The organism is Kitasatospora sp. NPDC004745 (assembly GCF_042873275.1).
Taxonomy (GTDB): Bacteria; Actinomycetota; Actinomycetes; order Streptomycetales; family Streptomycetaceae; genus Kitasatospora.
On the sequence record NZ_JBIALK010000017.1, the window covers coordinates 102,691 to 122,852 of the forward strand.

The 20,162-nt window shown below is 75.3% G+C and carries 20 protein-coding genes; 6 read left to right on the plus strand and 14 right to left on the minus strand.

All coding sequences use genetic code 11. The features are described from left to right. Positions 1-691: 691 nt before the first annotated feature. The 4 genes from ACFYUY_RS25465 to ACFYUY_RS25480 all read left to right on the plus strand — a co-directional run bounded on the left by ACFYUY_RS25465 (position 692) and on the right by ACFYUY_RS25480 (position 3,521). The gene (locus ACFYUY_RS25465; protein WP_360211398.1) at positions 692-1,075 is read left to right on the plus strand and encodes a hypothetical protein; all 384 of its coding nucleotides are present in this window, start codon (positions 692-694) and stop codon (positions 1,073-1,075) included. Between the two features lie 142 nt (positions 1,076-1,217). Beyond that, positions 1,218-2,528, plus strand: a complete 1,311-nt coding sequence (locus ACFYUY_RS25470) for a hypothetical protein (protein WP_387903951.1) — start codon at positions 1,218-1,220, stop codon at positions 2,526-2,528. A gap of 82 nt (positions 2,529-2,610) precedes the next feature. Next, positions 2,611-3,006, plus strand: a complete 396-nt coding sequence (locus tag ACFYUY_RS25475; protein WP_360211394.1) for a roadblock/LC7 domain-containing protein — start codon at positions 2,611-2,613, stop codon at positions 3,004-3,006. A gap of 137 nt (positions 3,007-3,143) precedes the next feature. After that, a complete protein-coding gene (locus ACFYUY_RS25480) occupies positions 3,144-3,521 on the plus strand; it encodes a hypothetical protein (protein ID WP_360211392.1) in 378 nt (125 codons plus the stop codon). A gap of 146 nt (positions 3,522-3,667) precedes the next feature. On the opposite strand, the gene ACFYUY_RS25485 is transcribed toward ACFYUY_RS25480, so the two are convergent. The 7 genes from ACFYUY_RS25485 to ACFYUY_RS25515 all read right to left on the minus strand — a co-directional run bounded on the left by ACFYUY_RS25485 (position 3,668) and on the right by ACFYUY_RS25515 (position 10,475). Next, positions 3,668-4,069: a DUF6188 family protein gene (locus ACFYUY_RS25485; protein WP_360211390.1), complete on the minus strand. Its 402-nt coding sequence runs from the start codon at positions 4,067-4,069 to the stop codon at positions 3,668-3,670. 148 nt (positions 4,070-4,217) lie between these two features. Continuing rightward, positions 4,218-5,354, minus strand: a complete 1,137-nt coding sequence (locus ACFYUY_RS25490) for an NUDIX domain-containing protein (protein ID WP_387903954.1) — start codon at positions 5,352-5,354, stop codon at positions 4,218-4,220. Positions 5,355-5,569: 215 nt separating this feature from the next. Beyond that, the gene (locus tag ACFYUY_RS25495; protein WP_387903956.1) at positions 5,570-6,505 is read right to left on the minus strand and encodes an SGNH/GDSL hydrolase family protein; all 936 of its coding nucleotides are present in this window, start codon (positions 6,503-6,505) and stop codon (positions 5,570-5,572) included. After that, positions 6,480-7,703 carry a glycosyltransferase gene (locus ACFYUY_RS25500; protein ID WP_387903958.1) on the minus strand — a complete coding sequence of 408 codons (1,224 nt, stop codon included), beginning with the start codon at positions 7,701-7,703 and terminating at the stop codon, positions 6,480-6,482. The genes ACFYUY_RS25495 and ACFYUY_RS25500 overlap by 26 nt, the downstream gene beginning before the upstream one ends. Next, positions 7,700-8,917 carry a glycosyltransferase family 1 protein gene (locus ACFYUY_RS25505; RefSeq protein WP_360211382.1) on the minus strand — a complete coding sequence of 406 codons (1,218 nt, stop codon included), beginning with the start codon at positions 8,915-8,917 and terminating at the stop codon, positions 7,700-7,702. Before ACFYUY_RS25505 ends, ACFYUY_RS25500 begins: the two co-directional genes overlap by 4 nt. A gap of 110 nt (positions 8,918-9,027) precedes the next feature. Beyond that, positions 9,028-9,216: a DUF1508 domain-containing protein gene (locus ACFYUY_RS25510; protein ID WP_360211380.1), complete on the minus strand. Its 189-nt coding sequence runs from the start codon at positions 9,214-9,216 to the stop codon at positions 9,028-9,030. Positions 9,217-9,509: 293 nt separating this feature from the next. Continuing rightward, positions 9,510-10,475, minus strand: coding sequence for a DUF2690 domain-containing protein (locus tag ACFYUY_RS25515; protein WP_387903962.1), 966 nt, complete (start codon positions 10,473-10,475; stop codon positions 9,510-9,512). A 450-nt stretch (positions 10,476-10,925) separates the two neighbouring features. Between ACFYUY_RS25515 and ACFYUY_RS25520 the strand changes: the two genes are divergently transcribed. After that, positions 10,926-11,408, plus strand: coding sequence for a helix-turn-helix domain-containing protein (locus ACFYUY_RS25520; protein ID WP_387903965.1), 483 nt, complete (start codon positions 10,926-10,928; stop codon positions 11,406-11,408). Positions 11,409-11,564: 156 nt separating this feature from the next. Here ACFYUY_RS25520 and ACFYUY_RS25525 read toward each other — a convergent pair whose 3' ends face one another. The 5 genes from ACFYUY_RS25525 to ACFYUY_RS25545 all read right to left on the minus strand — a co-directional run bounded on the left by ACFYUY_RS25525 (position 11,565) and on the right by ACFYUY_RS25545 (position 15,972). Next, complete coding sequence (locus ACFYUY_RS25525; RefSeq protein ID WP_387903968.1) at positions 11,565-12,329, minus strand: D-Ala-D-Ala carboxypeptidase family metallohydrolase; 765 nt, start codon at positions 12,327-12,329, stop codon at positions 11,565-11,567. Positions 12,330-12,467: 138 nt separating this feature from the next. Next, entirely contained in the window at positions 12,468-13,193 is a 726-nt protein-coding gene (locus tag ACFYUY_RS25530; protein WP_360211372.1) for a peptidoglycan-binding protein, read from the minus strand. Positions 13,194-13,423: 230 nt separating this feature from the next. Further along, positions 13,424-14,521, minus strand: a complete 1,098-nt coding sequence (locus tag ACFYUY_RS25535; RefSeq protein ID WP_360211370.1) for an N-acetylmuramoyl-L-alanine amidase — start codon at positions 14,519-14,521, stop codon at positions 13,424-13,426. 211 nt (positions 14,522-14,732) lie between these two features. Further along, entirely contained in the window at positions 14,733-15,113 is a 381-nt protein-coding gene (locus ACFYUY_RS25540) for a peptidoglycan-binding protein (protein ID WP_387903971.1), read from the minus strand. A gap of 211 nt (positions 15,114-15,324) precedes the next feature. Then, complete coding sequence (locus ACFYUY_RS25545; RefSeq protein ID WP_360211366.1) at positions 15,325-15,972, minus strand: HNH endonuclease family protein; 648 nt, start codon at positions 15,970-15,972, stop codon at positions 15,325-15,327. Between the two features lie 546 nt (positions 15,973-16,518). Here ACFYUY_RS25545 and ACFYUY_RS25550 point away from each other — a divergent pair. Next, positions 16,519-16,740 (plus strand): hypothetical protein, encoded by a 222-nt coding sequence (locus tag ACFYUY_RS25550; protein ID WP_360211364.1) that lies wholly within the window; start codon positions 16,519-16,521, stop codon positions 16,738-16,740. Positions 16,741-16,894: 154 nt separating this feature from the next. Here the strand turns inward: ACFYUY_RS25550 and ACFYUY_RS25555 are convergent, their stop codons facing one another. Both ACFYUY_RS25555 and ACFYUY_RS25560 read right to left on the minus strand, forming a co-directional pair. Then, positions 16,895-18,991, minus strand: a complete 2,097-nt coding sequence (locus tag ACFYUY_RS25555; protein ID WP_387903974.1) for an MMPL family transporter — start codon at positions 18,989-18,991, stop codon at positions 16,895-16,897. Positions 18,992-19,157: 166 nt separating this feature from the next. Further along, positions 19,158-20,099, minus strand: a complete 942-nt coding sequence (locus tag ACFYUY_RS25560; RefSeq protein WP_387903977.1) for a deoxyribonuclease IV — start codon at positions 20,097-20,099, stop codon at positions 19,158-19,160. Positions 20,100-20,162 lie beyond the last annotated feature (63 nt).

Sequence of the window (20,162 nt, forward strand, 5' to 3'; positions counted from 1 at the left end):
AAACGATCTCTCGAGCAGGCGTCAGCGGTGCTACCAGAGCACGTCCTACTTTCAGTAGGGAGAGTCCGTGCAACCCGGGCCTGGCGCTCCACCCGAAGGGGCCCGTTCCGTCCAGCGGAACGGGCCCCTTCGTCATGTCCGGGGGCCGGCGGGGCCCGTCCGTCCGGAGCCCGCCTACCCGGGGTCGGTCCGGCGGATCCCGATCGCCAGGCTGCGGGTCCCGACCGTCTGAGCCCGGTTCCCGGTGGCCCGGGTCCGGCGGGCCGGTCTCCCGCGGGGTCGGTTCGCCGCCCGTTCGCCCTTCACCCGACGTCCGATCGCCACCCGTTCGGCGCCCGTTCGCGGCCCGTTCGCGGCCTGTTCGCGGTGCCGGTCTCGGCCGGGCCCCTTTATCGCATTTCGGTGGCCGAAACCCTGTTGCTCAGCCGGTTATCAGCCAAGGTCCCGTTCCTGGTGGCCGGTGGGCGACGGCGGGTGGCAACGTCAGGGCCAGCCGGTTCTACTGTCACGGGCTGGTGACGCACCGTCATACCTTGGCTGGAAGTAACTGCCAATGATGTGAATATGCCATTGGAATGTTCGTCATATGCAATCCGGCAGTAGCCTTCCGTGTCGAACCCGCCACTGCTGGTGGCGAATCCGGCCGAGTCGCGCTGCGCCCGGCCGCCCAGACCCCCGCGAAGGAGCCGGTGTGCCGGGTATCGACGAATGCCTCGCCGGAGCGATGGCGATCACTGGAGCCCGCTCCGCGAGTCTGGTCGACTGGAGCAGCGGACTTGCGCTCGGCGGTCTCGGCGAATGCCCGGCCGGCGACCACGAGACCGCCGCCGCCGAGGCAACCGACCTGGTGCGGGCGACGGTTGAGAGTCAGACCTTCACCGGGGCGGAGGAGCGGCGGTCGCCGCTCCAGGACATCATCGTCACTGCCGGCCGCAGTTACCACCTGATCTGCTTCATCGACACCGTCTTCGACAGCCGTCTCGTCCTCCACCTCTGGCTGGACCGGGCGGAGGGCAACCTCGCGGCCGCCCGCTACCGCCTCCAGGGCCTCGCCGAGGAGCTGGTGCTCGGGTGAGCCCGACACCCACGAGGGCCGGCGGCTTCCGGTCGGCACACCGGGCGCACGTCCCCCGGCAGCGGCACGTCCCCGGGCACCAGCAGCCCGCCGGGCACGGGCATCCCGCCGGGCGCCGGCAGACTCCCGGGCGGTGGTCCGCATGAACGCCGCACCCACCACCGATCCCGCCACCGGTTCCACCGCCGCACCCGCAGCACCCGAACCCGTGCCCGCCGCGGGGCCCGGCACGACCTCCACCACGCCCGCCGCGACGCCGATCGCGGAGCCCGTCACCCTCCCGCCGTCCGCCCCGCCGCAGACCCCGGGCGAGGCCCTCGGCCTGCTCGCCACCCGCCGAGCCACCGGCGCACTGCACGGCCCGCTCGGCAGTCTGCACCTCGTGGACGGCCGGGTGACCCACGCCGACTCACCCCGGGCCCCGGGGCTGGCCGACCTGCTCACCGGCTGCGGCCGGATCGCGCCCGCGGACTGGGCGGAGCTGCTCCGCGCCCACGGTCCGCACGCCCGGGTCGGCGAGGCGATGGTCGACCGTGGCCTGATCGGCCGCGGGGAGCTCGAACTCGGCCACCTCGGCACGCTCTTCGACGCCGCCTTCTTCGTCCTCGCCGACCAGGCCGGTGGCACCTGGCGGTTCGAGCACGAGGCGCGGCACTGGCTCGGCCCGGTGGCGGAGGTCGACGCCGACCGGCTGCGCCGCGAGGTCGACCGCCGGAGCGGGCTGCTGGAACAGATCTGGCCGTGGGGGCGGCTGGACACCGCCCCCGTCCGGCCCGCCGTAGCGGGCTTCCACGCCCACCGGCGCCCGCCCGGTCGCCGCCAGCGCGAGCTGCTCGACCACGCCGACGGCCGAAGAACCCCGGCGGACCTGGCCCGACTGCTCGGCAGGTCAGGCTTCGGCGTGACGGCGGACGTCCGCCGACTGGCCGCCGCGGGACTGCTCGACGCCGGCCTGCTCGACGTCCCGCGGCACGCGGCGCCGAGGGCCGCGCCACCCGGGGCGCCCGGGGTGCCGCTCGCCGCCCCACTCGGGGTACGGGCCGGTGTCGCACCCGCCGCCCCAGCCGTGTTCCCGCCCGCACCCTCCCAGGCCGGACCGCTCGCGCCACCGCTCGCTTCACCACCGCTCGCTTCACCGCCCCTGGCTTCGCCACCCGCTCCACCGCTCGCCGCACCACTCGCTCCACCGCCCGTCGGGGCGCCGACCGTGCCGCCCCTCCCGGCACCCGAGGCGCCATCACCGCCGCGCCGGTCCGGAGGCCTGCACCGCAGGGTTCCCGGCGCCACCCTCACCGGCGTCGGCATCCTCCCCGGTGCCACGCCCCCCGGGTCCGTGGCGGCCGACCGTCCCGCCCACCCGCCGACAACGGCAGCGGCCCACCCGCTGACCGTCCCCGACCCGGACATCGCGCTGCTGACCCGGGTCCGAACCCTTCTGGAGGCCCGACTTTGAACGACGCTCCGCCCGCGACCCCGCCGTCCCGGCCATGAGGCGGGCGCTCAAGCAGCGTGTCGGAAGGAGACAACTGATCGCCTTGGAGACCGAGCTGCTCGCCGAACTCCGCGCCGTCAAGCATCGCGTCCCGCACCTCGCGGGAGGCCTGGTCGCCAGCGTGGACGGTCTGCTGGTCGCGCACGACACCCACGGAACGGAACCCACCGGCCTGGCCGCGATGACCGCGGCCTCGCTGTCACTGGCCCAACGGCTCGCCGACAGCACCGGCCAGGGCGACTTCCGCGAGTCGCTGGTGCGCGGGGAGCACGGCTACGTCGCCACCTACGCGGCCGGTGGCAGCTGCGTCCTGACCCTCCTGGCGCACCCGGACGTCAACGTCGGTCGGTTGCACCTGGAGGCGCGCCGTTCCGCCCAGCGGATCGCCGGACTGCTCAACGAGGCCCTCCTGCCGAAGGACCCCCGCGAGCCCGGCTGAACGGCGGACCCGGTCCGGCCGGGGCCGTCCGGACCCTGGCCCGCCCTGAGACCCACCCCGAGAACCGTCAGAGAACCGAACCACCGAGAACCACCCGACGACCGAGAACCACCCAACCACCGAACGGGAGTACCCAGATGACCGACGCAGCAGGCGCCCTCAAGCAGGCCATGACCGCCATCGAAGGCGCCATCGGCGCCGCCCTCGTCGACTACAACAGCGGCATGGCGCTCGCGACCCTCGACGGCCCCGGCGGGCTGGACCTCAACGTGGCCGCCGCCGGGAACACCGACGTGGTGCGCGCCAAGATGCGCACGATGGACATGCTCGGACTGGGCGGAGACGGGATCGAGGACATCCTGATCACGCTCAGTACCCAGTACCACCTGATCCGCCCGCTCACCGGACGTACCGGCAAGGGCCTCTTCCTCTACCTCGCCCTGGACAAGGGGCGCGCCAACCTCGCGATGGCCCGCCACCAGCTCACCAAGGTCGAGGCCGATCTGGAGGTCTGACGACCGCCCACCGGATCGTCCGGACGCCCACCGGATCGTCCGGACGCCGACCGGGCCTCGGGACGGCGACCGGATCGCCCGGACGGGAACAGGACCACCCGGTCCCGGCCGGGACCGGTCCGGTCCCGGCGACGCCCGGCGGCGGCTCAGGCCCCGCCGGGCGCGGTCCAGCTGACCTCGCCGCCCGGCAGCCCCGCGCACACCGAGCCGTCGGCGGTCACCACGCTCCACGGCGCGAGCCGCGCGTGCGGCGGGACGGACAGCGCGCCGCCCTCCGCGAAGCCCAGTTCCAGCCCGCCGGCCAGCGTGATCGCGGCGCTCTCGACGGTCCGCCCGACGAGCGCCAGCAGGGGTGGGGTCGGGCGGAAGGTCAGCGCCGGGAAGAAGTGCTCGACCTCCGCGGGGGCGGCGAAGGACGGCGCCGCGAAGCGGAACTCGTGCGCCACCCGGACGGACACCCGCCCGTCGAAGGCGAGGTCCAGTCGGACGCCGCCGCTGACCGACTCCACCCGGCGGCCGGCCAGCACCTCCGTGATCGCGTTCTGCATGCCCCCAGTGTGGCCCACCGGCCCGGCGCCTGTCCGCCCGTGCCCACAGCTCCGCCGTCGACGTGCCCACCGGACCGGAATCCGGGGGCCCCGGGCCCCGGACTCGGGGGATCCGAACCGGAACCCGTGAGCCCCCGGGGCGGCCCGACTACCCGGTCGGCTGCCCGCGGACCAGCTCGACGGGCCCGCCCGCCCGTTCCCTGGCCGCGAGCGAGGCGGCCGTACGGGCCCAGGAGTGCTCGTTCAGCAGGGCCCTCGCCTCAGCCGGGTCGCAGAGCCGCCACTCCACCAGCTCCTCCTCCTGCAATGCGATCGAGTCGAGCATCCGCTCCGTCACCACGCCGCCGTCGAACACGTACACCAGTACGGCGGTGTCCCGCCCGCTCGCCGGGCCGGCCAGGGCGTCGGCGGCCGCCCCCGGTTGCCAGTCGACCGCCAGCAGCCGGCCCGGCTCGACCTCCCAGCCCAGCTCCTCGAGGATCTCGCGCCGCGCCGCGGCCCGCGGCATCTCCCGGGCGGCCTCGACCCCGCCGCCGGGCAGCGTCCAGTACTCCTCCCGGCCCCGCGGTCCGTCCCACGGCCGCAGGCGGACCAGCAGCACCCGGCCGGAGCCGTCGGTGAACAGCGCCCGCGCCTTGGCCCGGATCCGCGGACGGGTGGCGATGTAGGTGTCCCGGTCCATCGGCGGCTGGGACGACAGGGACGGCTGGGACGACTGGGACGGCCCCGGCGGCGCCGCCAGTGCGGGCGCCGCGGCGAGCCCGGTGTAGGCGGGCGGCGGTTCGTCCGCCGGCAGGTGGTCGAGGGTGTGCCCGACCGGCCTGCTGTCCTCCAGCTCCAGCGGACCGGCCGACCGGCGCACCCGCAGGCAGGCCGTCACCCGCCGGGACAGCCGCGGCGGCAGTGCGTGGACCACCTGCTCCGGGGCCAGCCAGGCCCAGCCGCCGACCTCCGCCGCATCCGGCGTGAAGGCCGCGGCCTGTTCGGGGGTGAGGGGATCCGCCCAGTACAGGTAGGCCGCGATCGGGGGCCGGGAGTCGTCGAGCGTCCAGTCCACGCAGGCCAGGGGCCCGAGCCGGGGGGTGAAGCCCAGTTCCTCCACCACCTCGCGCACCGCGGTCTCCCGCGGCGAACGGTCCTGCGGCTCCCACCCGCCGCCCGGGATCGCCACCGGGTGCCTCCGGTCGTAGGGCAGGCGCACCACCAGCACCCGCCCCCGGTCGTCCGGGAACAGTACTCCCGCCGCTGCCAGCAACTCCCGCGCGCTCCCCGGTGACGCCTCCACCAGCGCTCCCTCCGCCTCGCCCGATCCGTACCGCCGTGTCCTTGCGACGACTCCCACCGGTACCCGCGCGGTTCCCGCCCCACACCCCTGCTGATCACTCGTCAGTGTCCGGCGCGGCCGGCCCGATCCGCCCGATCCACGAGAGCCACCCGTCCACACGACCGCGGGTCCGTCCGGGGCCGTCGGACCGGTGGGGCCGCCGGAGCCCCCGGGCGTCACCCCAGGGAGGCCAGCGCCTGGGCGGTCGCCCGGGCCATCTGCTCGTCGTGCCGTCCGCTCGTGCCCCGCAGCCGGGCGGCGCCCTCGACGGCGGCGAGGGCGAGCAGACCCGGCAGGAGGTCGGCGCTGCGGGCGGCGACCCAGCGGGTGCCCCGGGTGGCCATCCACCAGAGGTCCGCGGCACGGCCGGGCGGAGGTTCGGCGGGAGCGGTGGCGGGCGGGGGCCCGAGCGGGCGTCCGAGGGAGGCCAGCCGGGCGTGGAAGCGGTGGGCGATGAGGTGGTGGCCCTCGGCGCTGGGGTGCAGCCGGTCGGCGCTCAGCAGGTGGCGCCGAGCGCACCAGGGCAGGTCGGCGAGGTGCAGGTGGACCGCCCGGTGACGCGCGGACAGGGCGTGCACCACGGTGTTGACGGCCTGCATCCGCCGCGCCAGCGGTCGGGCGAGCGGCGCGGGCAGCCGGAGCAGGGTGCCCGGGTCGGGCAGGCAGGCGGTGAGCAGGACGGCGCCGTGGGCGGAGAGCTCGCCCAGCGTGGAGTCCAGCTCCAGGGCGGTGCGGCGGATGTCGAAGCCCGCTCGCAGCGTGTCGTTGCCGCCGACCACCACGGCCGCGACCGCCGGGCGCAGCGCGAGCGCGGCGGGTAGTTGGCGGGTCGTCAGGTCCGCGGTGAGCGCCCCGCTGGCCGCCAGGTTGGTGAACTCGACGTCCTGGCCCTCGGGTGCCAGGGAGCGCGCCAGGACGGCGGCCCAGCCGCGCCAGCCCCCGGCGACCGGGTCCCCGACGCCCTCCGTCAACGAGTCCCCGAGCGCGACGAACCGGACCACCGGCCGACCGGCAGCCGATCGCCCCCCGTCCACGGCCGGGCCGTCCGCCACGGGCCTCTCCACCGCCCGGCTGCCCGGAGCCCGGTCAGGCCCGGTGCCGAGCACGTCCATCCCGCCCCTCCTCCGCCACGCCGCGGCCCGGTACCCCGTGGGCCGCCAGGAAGGCCTCCACCGCCGCCGGCCAGCCGTACCGTTCGGCCTGCGCCCGGGCCGCGGACCGCCGTGCCTCCTCCGGACGGGCCAGCACCTTGCGCACCGCCGAGGCGAAGCCGGCGCCGGTGTCCGCGGCCGCCACCCCGGCCCGGCCGACCAGCGCGGGCAGCGCGGAGGAACGGCTGACCACCACCGGAGTGCCGCAGGCCAGGGCCTCCATCGCCGCCAGCCCGAAGGTCTCCACCGGGCCGGGTGCGAGCACCACGTCCGCGCAGCCCAGCAGCCGGGCCAGCGCCTCCCGTCGGTCGAGGTGCCCGAGGAAGCGCACCGGCAACCGCAGCCGGTCGGCCCGGCCGGCCAGGCGCTCGCGCAACGGTCCGGCGCCGGCCACGGCCAGGACGGCGGGCACCCGGCGGGCCCGGAGCGCGGCGAGGGCCTCGATCGCCCGCTCGGGCCGCTTCTCGGCGGAGAGCCGGGAGCAGAGCACCAGCAGCGGCTGGTCCGGTTCGGCGTAGCGGGCCCGCTCGGCCGCGCGGGCGGCCGGTGGCAGGGGCTGCAGTGCCGTCAGGTCCACGCCGAGCGGGGCGCGGACCAGGTTGGGCACGCCGATCCGGCGGAACTCGGCGGCCGCCCACCCGGTGGTGCACAGCACCGCGTCGTAGGCGCGTGCGGTGGCCGCGTTGAGCCGGTCCGCGGCGATGTCGGCGAGCGGCCGGGGCAGCCCCCACGTGCGCAGGACGCCGGCGGCGCTCTCGTGCGAGACCATCACCGAGCGGACGCCGTGCCGGCGTGCCCAGTCGCCGGTCCAGCGCAGCGTGGTGCGGTCGGAGACCTCCAGCCGGTCGGGCTTCAGCCGGGTGAGTTCGGCGGCGACGGCGCGTCGGTCGGTGAGCACCCGGTAGCCGCCGCTGGCCGGCAGGACCGGTCCGGGCAGGGTGACGACGAGGCCCTGCTCGGTCTGCTGTTCGTGGCGCCGTTCGCCGGGCACGACGAGCACCGGCCGGTGTCCGGCGGCCAGGTAGCCGGCGCCGAGGTGGCGCAGCGCGGTGCGCAGCCCGCCGGAGACCGGGGTGACGAAGTTGGCGAGCCGCACGATGGTCAGCGCCTCGCGGCCGCCCGGGCCGCCCTCGCCGGTCGGGTCGAACGGGGTGGTCATGCCGGCAGCTCCTCCGCGAGCACGGCCGGCGCGGTCGCCGCCGGGGAGTCCACGACCGGGGGCAGCGGCACGCCGTGGTGCTCGGCGAGCACCTCCGCGTAGTGCCGCAGCAGCAGGTCGCCGACGGCCTCCCAGGTCCGAGCGGTGACCTCGGCCCGCCCGGCCCGCCCGTAGGCGGCCCGTCTGGAGGGGTCGGCGGCCAGTTCGGCGACGGCCCGGGCGACGGCGGCGCCGTCCCGCGGCGGCACCAGCAGGCCGGTCCGGTGGTGTGCGACCAGGTCCAGCGGGCCGCCGGCGGCGGGGCCGACCACGGGTACCCCGCTGGCCATCGCCTCCTGGATGGTCTGGCAGAAGGTCTCCAGCGGGCCGGTGTGCACGAACACGTCCAGGGTCGCGAAGCAGCGGGCGAGTTCCTCACCCGTGCGGCGGCCGAGGAAGACCGCGCCCGGCATCGAGGCCCGCAGCCCGGGCGCGGACGGTCCGTCCCCGATCACCACCACCCGCACGCCCGGCAGTGCGGAGGCGGCGGTCAGCAGGTCGACCCGCTTCTCGGGGGCCAGTCGCCCGACGTACCCGACGAGCACCTCGCCGCCCGGGGCGAGCGCCCGGTGCAGCGCCTCGTCCCGGTGGCGGGGGTGGAAGCGCGCCGAGTCGACTCCGCGCGGCCACAGCTGCACCCGGGGCACGCCGTGCGCGGTGAGGTCCTGCGCGGCGGGGGTGGAGGGCGCCAGGGTCCGGGCGGCCGCCCGGTGGACGGCGCGGATCCGCCGCCAGGCGGCGGCCTCCCCGAGGCCCCGCCCGGCCCGGTAGGCGTGCGCGTACCCGGCGAGGTCGGTCTGGTAGACGGCGACGGCGGGCACGCCGAGCCGGGTCGCGACCTGCATCCCGCGGGCGCCGAGCACGAACGGGCTGGCCAGGTGCACGATGTCGGGCCGGTGTCCGGCGACGGCTGCCGCCAGGTGCCGGCTCGGCAGCGCGATCCGCACCTGCGGGTACCCGGGCAGGGGCACCGACGGGATGCGGACCACCGGCAGCTCCACCTCCCCGGCGCCGCCGAAGGTGTGCGGCGGGCACTCGGCACCGCGCGCGGGGGCGGGGGTGACGACGAGGGGCTGGTGGCCCCGGCGGGCCAGGTGCTCGGCCGTCCGCAGCACGCTGTGGGCGACTCCGTTGACCTCGGGCGGAAAGGATTCGGTGACGATGACGACGCGCATGCCATCGTTCTGTCCGCGTCCGGCGTGCACCCGGCCAAAGGGATCTGTCGAACAAGCGAACGCGGGTCGGCGATTTGCACCGCCGACCCGCGTTCCCGTGCCGCACCGCCTCAGAGGGACCCGGCGGACTCCTTGAGCTCCGCGTACGGGGCGAGCTTGCGGATCGACTCGATGCTCCTGAGGCAGTCGTCCTTGCTCTCCTGCGGGTCGCCGGTGACCACGATGGTCCCGTTGCTCGCCTTGAGCCGGAACCGGTGCATCCCGCTCTCGTCCGTGTACAGCTCGAACTTGCCAGCCATGCCAGTCGACACCTCTCGCTCAGGTAACCCCCACACACCGCAACCTAGGACCCGTCCCGTCGGCCCGCCCGCCGACCGGACCCGTTCGGGTCAGGAGGCGCTCGCCGGCCCCGGGGAGCGGGAACGGCCCGGGGCGGGTGTGCGGACCACCTGCCGACCGATGGGTCGTCAGCGGGTGGTGGGAGCGCCGTGGCCGCAGGTCCCGACGGCGGGCGGGCGGCCGGAGGGCGGACCCGGCGCCGGACGTCCGGGCGTCCCTTGGGACGGGGACGGCTTCCCGGGGACGCCCGGGGTCACCGGCCGGTGGGTGCGGCCTCCGGGTCGGCGGACCGCGTCAGGACGGCGGCCCGGGTGGCCGGGTCGCTGACGGTCTCGGTGCAGGCGCTGCCGTTCTGCTGGGTGCCGCACACGCGCAGGGTGGTGTCGGCGGGGCTCGCGTCGACCATGGCCGAGTAGTTGTCGTAGCCCCAGTGGATGAGGGCGGTCTCGTGCAGGCCGGTGCCGGTGGTGATGGTGGCGCTGTCGCCCGGGCCGCCGTCGGTGATCCCGGCCCAGGCGGCGCGGCAGCGGTGGCTGTAGTGGACGTAGAGGATCACCTTGCCCACGTTGCCGGTCATCACGGTGCGCTCGTCGGCGTCGCACCCCATGGCGTGCGGGTCCTTGCCCTCGCACCCCGTGCCCTGGCACAGCGGTGCCGGTCCGGTGTCCGTGGCGGTCGCCGGTGGCGGCGGGGCCGCCCGGTCCTGCCGGTCGCCCCGGTCGCCGGGGGAGAGGACGGCGAGGAGGGCGAGCACGGCGGCGACCGCGAGGCCCAGCAGGGCGGCGGGCCGCCACCGGCGGGCGACCACCGGCGGGGCGACCACGGCCGCCACGGCCGGCACGGCTTCGGCTACCGGCTCCGCGGCGGATCGCCCGTCGGACTGCCCGACGGACCGCCCGTCGGACCGCCCGTCGGCCGCCGCGCCGGACTCCCCGGGATCGGCGGACCCCGGCTGCCGGGCGGCCTCGGCCCGGCGCAGCAGCGCGTGCAGCCGGTCGCCGTCGCACTCCACCGCGGCGATCAGCGCGTCCAGGGCCTGCTCGCCGATGAGGCGCTTCCCGTTCGTCCACCGCTCCCAGGAGGCCTTGCTGAGGCCGGTCCTGCGCCCGAGGTCGGCGAAGGACAGCCGGTGCGCGTCCTTGACCGCGCGGAGCTCTTCGGCCAGTGCCCGGGATTCGTCCGAGAGATCGTCAGGGAACGGCTGCCAGCCCTTGCTCATGGCGTGATTACCTCGTGGGACGTGTCGGCGCGGGGCGCGGGAAAACTGATCGCCTTTCAGGCTACTTCGTAAAGCGGAGGTATTCGGACCGTCTTCGATCCCTCCCGGTGGAGCTCGGTCGAGACCGCTCGATCCCGGTCGAACCCGGTCGTGTCCGGTCGATCCGGGGACGGAGCGTCACCCTCCGTATGCCGGTGGTGTCTCAACTTGATCCGGGTCGGCGTCTCAAGTCGCAGCTCGGGGCGGTGAGACGTCCCGGAGACGGGTGGGGCGCCGGACGGCGGCTCGAATCTGCCCTGCCGATGTCGCAAAGTTGAACCTGCCGGTAACACCGGAGCCGGGGAGAGCACTCTGATGAGCAGGGGCCGCCGACGGAAGGACGGGGACGACGGCCTCACGACACCACACCGATCACCTCGGATCACGTCAGAACGAAGCGGGGGACACAGCATGGGCAGCCGACAGGCAGCCGAGAACACGACTCCGGCCCCGGCCGGGGAGCTCACCAGGGAACTCCAGCTGCTGAAGGCCAGGTCAGGCCTGACGTACGCGGGGATCAGCGAACGCACGCACTACGCGAAGTCCTCGTGGGAGCGGTGGGTGAACGGCAAGCAGTTCCCGCCGCGGGACGCCGTGGAGAGCATCGCCGGCGTCTGCGCGGGCGACACGGGGCGTCTGCTCGACCTCTGGAACAGGGCGGAGGCCTGCCGCACGGCTCACGGGGAGCCGGGCGGCGGAGCGGCCGGCGGTGCGGCCGAGGGCAGGGCGGCGGCCGGGCCCGCGGCGGTCGGAGCCGGCGGCAGTGTGTGGGCAGCGCGCACTGACGGCCGGCTGGGGTACCTGCTGCGGACGCCCGTCCCGCTCGGCCTGACGGTCGCGGCGGGGGTGGCACTGGCCGTCACCGGCAGGCGGGTGTTCCGCCGCGGGGCCTGACCGCCGCGCGGCCCGCGCCGCACGCACCCGAGGCGCCGCCGGCGCCGCGAGCGCCGCACGCGCGAAGCCCGTGGGCCCCGACCCCCTGCGAGGGGTCGGGGCCCACGGGCCGCTCGCGTCGCACGCCCCGCGCGGGGCAGGGCAGGGGCCGGGGCGTCAGGCGACGCCGTCCTGCCACCACCAGGAGCCCGACCCGTAGGAGCCGTGCTCGACACGGCTGTCCACGTGCTGCCACGAGACGGTGTACGTCTCGAGGCCGGAGAAGCCGCAGGTCTCGGCGATCCGGTAGACGGCGAGCGTGGAGAGGCCCGACACGGCGATGTCCGCGGCGACGCCGTAGGTGTGCATCGAGTTGGCCGCGCCGCCGACCTGGGCGTTGTACGAGGTGCTGCGGAATCCGGAGTTGACGGTGATCGACCGGTCGCCGGCCTTCTTCCGCAGCGCCTCCAGCTTGTACATGGTGCGTCGGACGTTCTCCCGCACCTCGCCGGAGCCGACGTTTCCGCCGCCGAAGCCCGCGCCGTCGTGGCTGGTGAACTCCGACCAGTTGAAGTGGGCGGTCGAGCCGTCCGACTTCTCGAGCGCGTTCAGCGCCCCGAAGGTCTGCGGGCCGGCCACGCCGTCGGCGCTCAGCCCGTACGCGGCCTGGAAGCGGCGCACGGCGGCGGCCGTGCCGGGCCCGAAGGAGCCGTCCACGGCCACGTAGGTCTGGGAGGCGGAGTCCGCCGCCCAGCCCGCCACGCGGATCTGGAGCTCGGTCACGGCGGCGCCGGACGAGCCCTGGCCGAGGTTGCCGGACCACCCGTAGGCGGCCGCGGGGCGGGCGAGAGCCACGTCGGTGAGCGCCGCGATTCCGGCTGCGGCTACCGCGCCGGTGCCGTAGCGCAGCAGCGAGCGGCGGTCGAGGGGAGTGCTGTTCACATCGGTCTCCTCGGGGAGTGTTCCGTGGGCGGTGCCGGTCCGGTTGCGGCCGGGAGCTCCCCGGGCGGGCCCGGGGAGCTGCGGGAGGTGCGGGAGGTGCGGGAGGTGCAGGAGGGTGCGGGCGTCATGCCCGTCCGGTCAGTACCAGTTGTGGGACTGCCAGAAGCTCCACGCCGAGCACGGGTCGCCGTAGCGGCTCTTGATGTAGTCCAGGCCCCAGGCCAGCTGGGTGGCCGGGTTGGTCTGCCAGTCGGAGCCGGCGGAGGCCATCTTGGTGCCCGGCAGCGCCTGCGGGATGCCGTACGCACCGGAGGACGGGTTGGTCGCGTAGACCTTCCAGCCGCTCTCGTGGACGTAGATCTGGTCCAGGCAGCCGAACTGGCCGTTGACGCTCCAGCCGTGGCTGCCGAACTTCCACTGGGCGGTGATCTGCACCGTCCGGGCGACGTGCAGCGCGTTCATGGTGGCCGGTCCGGCGACGCCGTCGGCGTCCAGGCTGTGGCCGCCCTGCCAGCTGGTGACGGCGCCGGCCGTCCCCTGGCCGTAGGCGCCGTCGGCGCTCGTGCCGACGGCCCGCTGGACCTCGGCGACCTTGTTGTGCAGGGCGAGTTCGGTGCGCGCGCCGTAGACGCCGTCCTCGTCGAGCCCGTTGTCGTGCTGGAAGCTGCGCACCGCGGCCTTGGTGTTCGGGCCGTAGGTGCCGTCGACGCCGCTGGCGGGCAGGTAGCCGATGCCGGCCAGGTTGCGCTGGACCCAGGTGGTCGAGTCCTGCGCCTGTGCCTGGGCGGGCAGCAGGGCCAGGGTGACGAAGGCCAGGGTGGCTGCGGCGGCTCCGCGCGCGGCCGAGATTCGTATCACGGTCATCCCCTCCGGGTGCCTGTCGGGTGATCAGGCGGTGCCGCCAACTCTCCGTGCCGCCGGGGCGTCCCACCAGGCTTCACGGCGTCCCTGGGACGTCCCACCTGCGGGTGGAGACACCCCGGCCGGTTCGGTGGAGACAGCTGCTGACCAGGCCGGTTCGGGCGCCGACGCGGCCCGCCCCGCACGGCGTCGGAGTCCGTGCGGGGCGGGGGAACGGTGAGGGGAGCGGGGTGTCAGGCGAGCAGCCGGCTCCAGGTGCGGGCGTCCACCACGCCGTCCGCGGGCAGGCCCGCCGACTTCTGGAAGGTCACCACGCCGGCCTGGGTGCCCGGCCCGAAGGAGCCGTCGACCGTCAGCGCGACGCCGTGCGCGACGAGCTGGCTCTGCACGGCGGTCACCGCGCTGCCGGAGGCGCCGCGGGTGAGCGGGGAGACGGCCTGGCTCCACGTCTGGTTGCCGGCGACGCCGTCGGCGGCGGCGTGCGTGGTGTTCTGGAAGGCGGTGACGGCGGCCTGCGTGGCGGGGCCGTAGGAGCCGTCCACCGTCAGGGTCGCGCCGTGCTGCACCAGCAGGTACTGGAGGGTCTTGACCTTCTCCCCGGAGGCGCCGTTGGAGAGCATCGGCCACACCGGTCCGGTCGGGTCCCCGCCGATCCGCGCGGCCACGTCGCGGCGGATCTGCGGGATGAGCGCGTAGAGGCGGTCGCCCGGGCACTCGGTGTTGTTGAAGTCCCGGTGGCCGTAGACCTGGTAGGCGCGCAGCCCGTACTGCTGGCAGATGTAGGTGATCAGGCCGACGAGCGCGGTGTACTGCTCGCTGCGCGGGTCGACGGTGCTGTAGGTGCCCTCGTTCTCGATGCCGATGGCCACCGTGTTCTGCGACGTGCAGTGCGCCGACTCCACGTGCTGGGTGCCGCTGCGCAGCGTGGAGAGGCTGTTGTGGCGGCCCTCGACGACGTAGCCGCCGCGGCTGACGGTGAAGTGCTGGCCGGTGTCGATCCAGCCCTCGCTGTCCATCTGGTAGGTCTGCATGGAGCGGGCCAGGGAGAACGCGGCGGCCTGCGAGTAGTCCGTGGTGTTGGCGGTCGCGGTGTGGTGCACGATCACCTTGTCGGGCGCGCCGGCCAGCACGTTGATCGGGCTGCTGGACGGGCGGGCGCCCCACGTGCCGGTGTCGGCGATCGTCGGTCCGGTGGCGGTCTGCCGGGCGGTGGCGGCCTGGGCCGCCGTGGCGGGCAGGGTGGTGCCGAGCAGGGCGCCGGTGCCGAGCGCGAGCGCGCCGGCCAGGACGGAACGGCGGCCGGGGAGGGACGGGGCGGTGTCCTGGGTCATCGGGTGGTACCTGTTTCCTGGCTGTCGGGAGGTGGGCGGGAAGGCCGCCGCCCCCGGCCGGTCGGTGGCGCGGGGGCGGCGGGTCCGGTGCGGGGGGCCGGTCGGCCGGGAGCCGCCCGGCCGACCGGCGTGCGTGGGCGGCGGCATCGGCCGCGCCGCTGCCCCGGGTGGGGCGGGGCGGAGCGGGCTCAGCCGTCGCGTCGTGCTCCGGTCAGGAGGAAGTGGGCAGCGCGGCGCGGCACTTGGCGTCCTGGTCCTCGTCGCCGTAGCCGAGCAGGAGGTCCCCGGTGCGCGGGCCCACGATGCCGTCGGCGTACTTGGCGCCGCTGATCAGCCGGCCCTGGAACCAGACCACCGCGTTCTTGGTCTTGGGGCCCCAGTAGCCGTCCTCGTCGATGTGCGGGTACCAGCTGTTCTGGGCGAAGTGGTTGATGTCGTGCTGGACGCACCACACCGCCGTCCAGTTGTTGGCCTGGTGGTCACCGACGTAGCCGACCTGCGTGTTGGCGCTCGCGGTGCCGGCCAGCATCGTCACGGTGACGGCGGAGGCCGCCGCCACCACGGCGGCGCGCTTGGCCAGGGTACGGATCACCACGGTTCTCCTCGGGGTTCGTGCGGTCCGCCCCCTCGGCGGACCCTTCGCTCGCCACGCTAGGAGCGGCAGGGCCCCGGCCACCACGGTTCGCCGTCCCGGGACGGTCCCCGGAGCGTCCCGGGACGGCGGCGTGGGACGCGCGGCGGTCCGGGACGTGCCACCGGCCCGGTGCGGGGGTCCGCGCCGGGCCGGAAGTGCGGGTGGGGCGTCAGCAGTTGTTGAGGATGCCGGTCAGCGCGGTCTTCTCGGCGCTGTCCACGGTGAGGTTGTAGTACTGCTTGACCTGCACCCAGGCCCGGGCGTACGTGCACTGGTACGAGGCCTGGGGCAGCCACTCGGCGGGGTCGCGGTCGCCCTTGGAACGGTTGCTGCTCGCGGAGACCAGGAGGAGCTGCGGCCGGCTGACGTCGTTGGCGAACGCCTGGCGCTGGGCGGTGGTCCAGGCCCACGCCCCGGAGGCCCAGGCCTCCGCCAGCGGCACCAGGTGGTCGACGTCGAAGGACGACGGGTTGGTGGTGGTGGCGTTGTCGTAGACGGAGGACCAACTGCCGCCGGTGGCCTTGCAGGAGGTGTCGGTGGTGACGTTGCTGCCGTCGCGCTTGACGATCCACTCGCGGGTGTCGCAGGTGCCGCTGATGGTGATCCAGGCCGGGAACAGCGTCCGGTCGTAGCTGTCGCCGTGGGTCTCGGCGGTGGCGGGCATCCCGGCGAGGTAACTGCGGGCGGTGGCGGCGGATATCGGGGTGGGCAGCGCGGCCTGGGCGGGGGCGACCGCGGTGAGCACGGTGGCGGCGGTGAGCGCGGCGACGGCGGGGGCCGTGGTCAGGAACCGGCGGATGGATATGGAGGGGGCCATGGCGAACGCTCCGTCATCAGATAGTAAAAACTGGTGAGTTGCGTGCGCTAGTGTGTCGGCCCTTTGGCTACGCGGGTAGACCCGGGACGGGAAATTCCTGGTGACCTCCGGTGCGGACCGGGACAATTGGGGCTTACGGCACGGGAGACGGCCGCGCGGCCGAGCGCGCGCCGACCGCGGCGCGAGCGGTGGAAGCCGTGGGATCGGCGCGAGCGGTGGGGGCGGCGGGATCGGCGCGAGGCGTCGGCGGACGCCGCCGCGACCCGGGACCGGTTCCCTCGTGACCGTGCGGACGGCGGGAGCGCCCCGGGCCGGCCGACCGCCTCGGCCGCGCTGCGCCCGGGTGTCCGAAGGCGTTCACTCGGGGGAGGGGCGTCATCACCCGGATGCCCCAGTCCGGTTGCGGTTCCGTGCGGAATGTGCGGATTCGTGTGCAAACCTTGGCGCGGCGCCTCCCCGTGGGGGCGTCCGCCCGCGCCGTCGAACGGTCCACCGGTCGGTCGGGGGCCCGGGGCGAGGACCAGACACCAACCAAGAGGACATCAGATGTCGCTTCGTGGGAACATCCGCAAGCTCGCCGTGGTCACGGCGGTCGTCGGCGCCGTCGTCGCGGTGCCGACCGCGGCCGTGGCGGGCGGTCACCACGCGTCCGGCTCGTCGAGCTCGGCCAGCCTGGAGTCGGGTTCGGCTGGTGTCGGCCTGTTCGGCCCGCACGCCAACTGGCTCAACGCCCACCAGCACGAGGACGAGTTCGAGATCGGCGGCTGACCGCTCGTGATCGGCTGAGCCCGGGGACCGCCGCGCGGTCCCCGGGCTCACGCCTGTCCGGCGGGGGCGCCGCTCCGGCTACCCCCGCCGGGCCGCCGCCGTCCTCCCGCGGGGTCCTCCGGTCACCCCCGCCGGGCCGCCGCGGCGTTCCGGCTCACACCTGTTCGACCGGGACGCGCTCGCCCGGCCCCGTCGTCCGGGAGAGCCGGCTGGGCCACCACATGTGCCGGTCGATGTCCATGGTGAGCGCGGTGACCAGCACCGACCGCACCACCAGGGTGTCGATCAGGACGCCCAGCGCCACCGCGAACCCGATCTCGGCGAAGCCCACCACCGGCAGCGTGCCGAGCACGGCGAAGGTGCTGGCCAGGATCAGGCCGGCCGAGGTGATCACCCCACCGGTGGCGGACAGGCCGGTCAGCGCCCCCTGCCGGGTGCCGTGGTGGACGGCCTCCTCCCGGACGCGCGTCATCAGGAAGATGTTGTAGTCGATCCCCAGGGCGACGAGGAAGACGAACACGAACAGCGGGAACGCGTTGTCCTGGCCCTCGAAGTGGAAGACGTGCTCGAAGAAGAAGGCGCTGATCCCGAGCGTCGCGGCGAAGGACAGCACCACGGTGGCGATCAGCACCAGCGGCCCGGTGAGCGCCCGGAGCAGGATGGTCAGGATGACCAGCACCACCCCGAGCACCAGCGGGATGATCGCCCGGTTGTCGGCGGCGGCGGCGCGCCCGGCGTCCAGGATGACCGCCGTGCTGCCGCCGACCTTGGCGTCCGCGCCCGGGACGGCGTGGACGGAGGCCCGCACCCGGTCGACGGTGTCCTTGGCGGCCTGGCTGTCCGGCGGGTCGGTGAGCGTGGCCTGGAACAGCGCCTGCCCCTCGTGGGCGACCGGCGGTGAGGTGGCCGCCACGCCGGCGGTCGCTCCGGCGGCGGCCCGGACGGCCGGGGCCCCGGCCTCGGTCGAGATGATCGTCAGCGGCGCACCCGTCCCGCCGGGGAAGTGCTGTTCCAGCACCTGCTGGCCGACCACCGAGTCCGGTGTGCCGGTGAAGCTCCCGGCCGTGCTGAGCCCGGTCGCGTTGAGCGAGACCAGCCCGATGCAGCAGGCCGCGAGGGCCAACGCGGTGCCGATCCAGACGGTGCGCGGCCGGCGGCCGATCCACGCCCCTATGTGCGCCCAGCGGCCGGTCCTGGTCGGTTCCGGGGTGTCGAAGTCGGGCTTGACCGGCCAGAACACCCACCGTCCGGCGATCACCAGCAGGGCCGGCAGCAGGGTCAGCATGGCGACCAGGGCGACGAGCACGCCGATCGCGCAGACCGGTCCGAGGCCGCTGGTGGAGTTCATCTCGGCGATCAGCAGGCAGAGCATCGAGGCGACCACCGTCGCCGAGGAGGCGAGGATGGCGGGCCCGGCCCGGTGCAGGGCGAAGGCCATCGCCTCGTGCCGGTCCTCGTGCCGGCGCAGCTCCTCGCGGTAGCGGGCGGTGAGCAGCAGCGCGTAGTCCGTCCCGGCGCCGAGGACCAGCACGATCAGGATGCCGGCGCTCTGCGCGTTGACGGTCAGTCCGGTGTGTTCGGCGAGCAGGTAGATGATCGCCTGGGAGACGATCAGCGCGCCGGCGGCGGAGACCAGCGGCAGCGCCCACAGCACCGGGCTGCGGTAGGTGAGCAGCAGCAGGACGATCACCACGCTGACGGTGGCGGCGAGCAGGGTGCCGTCGATGCCCGCGAAGGCCTCGGCCTGGTCGGCGCCGACCCCGGCGGGGCCGGTCACGTGGGTGGTCATGCCGTTGCTGCCGTCGGCGGCCGTGCTGCGCATGCTGTCGACGGCGGGCTTGAGGTCGTTCCAGCCGTTGGTGCCGATGTCGACCGGCACGATGGTCTGCATGGCCTGGCCGTCGGCCGACACCACCGGGCCGACCACCGGCCCGACCACGTGCGGGGCGGAGGCGAAGGCCGTGGCGTCGCGGGCGGCCTCGGCCCGGTCGGCCGGGGTGATGCCGCCCGGCCGCTGGTACACCACCACCGCCTGCGCGGTGTCCACCGGCTGGAAGGCCCGCTGTTCGGTGAGCACCTGGGTGGACTCGGCGTCGCCGGGCAGCCAGCTGGAGGCCTGGTTGTCCTCGGCGCCCATCAGCTTCCCGGCGAGCGGGCCGGTGGCGATCAGCAGCACCAGCCACAGGCCGAGCACCACCCACTTGCCCCGGCGCCCGCACGGCAGGGCGGCGAGCCGCCCGGCCGGGCTCATCGGCGCTCCCCGGTGCCCGGTCGGCCCGGTACGGCCGGGGCCTGCGCCCGCGCGCACCGTCGGACGTCTCGCTGGCAACGCTCACTCATGGGAAGTCCCCCACAGGGCCGGAGGCGGTACGCGCTCCAGCCTCGCACCGGTGGCGGCGCCCGGCAGCCCGGGTGGGTCAGACGTGGACGGCGGCCCGGTCGCGCAGCTCCTTGAGCACGGCGATGTCGGCCGCGTGCCCGGTGCCGTCCCCGCCGTGCTTGCGGTCCGGGGTCTCCACGACCAGCGGGACGCCCGCCGTCTCCGGGTGCTCGAACAGCTCGCGGAACGGCTCCGCGCCGATCATCCCGGCGCCGATGTTGGCGTGCCGGTCCTTGCGGGCGCCGACGACGTCCTCGGAGTCGTTGGCGTGGATGAGCCGCAGCCGGCCCGGGCCGGCCGCGGCGGCCAGCGCGTCGAGCGCGGCCGTGACGCCGCCGGGCTCCGCGAGGTCGTGGCCGGCGGCGAAGGCGTGGCAGGTGTCCAGGCAGACGCCGACCCTGGGGTGGCCGTCCAGCGCCTCGACGTACTCGGCGAGCTGCTCCAGCCGGGAGCAGAGCGAGTTGCCCTGGCCGGCGGTCGGCTCCAGCAGCAGCCAGGGGGCGTCCTCGCCGAGGGCGTCCAGTTCGTCCAGCAGCGGCCGCACGTCGGCCCGGACCTGGGCCATCGCCTCGGCCCGGCGGGAGCCGCCGCCGGGCGCGGTGCCGACGGCCGAGCCTGTGTGCAGGACGACGCCGAGCGCGCCGATCGCGTGCCCGCAGCGCAGGGAGTGGCGCAGCGAGTCGGCGGAGCGTTCTCGGGTGGCGGGGTTGTCCGAGCCGAAGTTGATCAGGTAGGGCGCGTGCACCCAGGCGGGGACGCCCTGCTCGGCGCAGGTGGCCCGGAACTCCTCGTCCTGGGCCGGGTTGCCGGGGGGAGTGGCCCAGCCGCGCGGGTTGGCCACGAACACCTGCACCGTCTCGGCGCCGACCCGCCGCGCGTAGGCCAGGCCCGTCCCGGCGAGCCCGCGGGCGGCCACCGGGACGTGGGCGCCGATCGGGTTGCGGACGGTGCTGGGCGGCGCGGTGGGTGCGGTGGTCATGGCCCCGAGGATGTCACGCGGCCGGGTGGCGGTGGCGGGCGGCCCGGGGCGGGCCGCCCGCCG